A 498-nucleotide genomic window follows, 5' to 3' on the forward strand; every position below is an offset into this window, starting at 1 on the left:
CGTGACCGATCTCGCCGGAAAAACTGTTCTCATCACCGCCGCCGCCCAGGGCATTGGCCGGGCCTCGGTGGAAGCCTTTGCCCGGGCCGGCGCCCGGGTGATCGCCACCGACATCAATGCCGCCAAGCTCGCCGAGCTCGAGGGCATGTCCGGCGTCACCACCCGCCTGCTCGACGTGCTTTCCGCTGCCGCGGTGCAGCAAACCGTCGCCGGGATCGGCCGCATCGACGTGCTGTTCAACTGCGCCGGCGTGGTCCATTCCGGCACCGTTCTGGAGATGACCGACACGGACCTCGATTTCGCCCTCGATCTCAACGTCAAGGCGCAGATCCGCACCATCCAGGCGGTGCTGCCACAAATGCTGGAGCGTAAGGACGGCGCCATCATCAACATGGCCACCGTCGCCTCCTCGGTGAAGGGCGTGCCCAACCGCGCCGCCTATTCCATCTCGAAAGCCGCCGTGATCGGGCTCACCAAATCCATCGCCGCCGATTACAC

1 protein-coding gene is annotated in these 498 nt (G+C 65.9%); it reads left to right on the plus strand.

The window, feature by feature from the left end; genetic code table 11:
• Nucleotide 1 precedes the first annotated feature (1 nt).
• On the plus strand, nt 2-498 hold a 497-nt coding region (locus tag A3840_RS01700), incomplete at its 3' end, for an SDR family NAD(P)-dependent oxidoreductase (RefSeq protein ID WP_067450933.1).

It is taken from the genome of Devosia elaeis, assembly GCF_001650025.1.
GTDB lineage: Bacteria > Pseudomonadota > Alphaproteobacteria > Rhizobiales > Devosiaceae > Devosia > Devosia elaeis.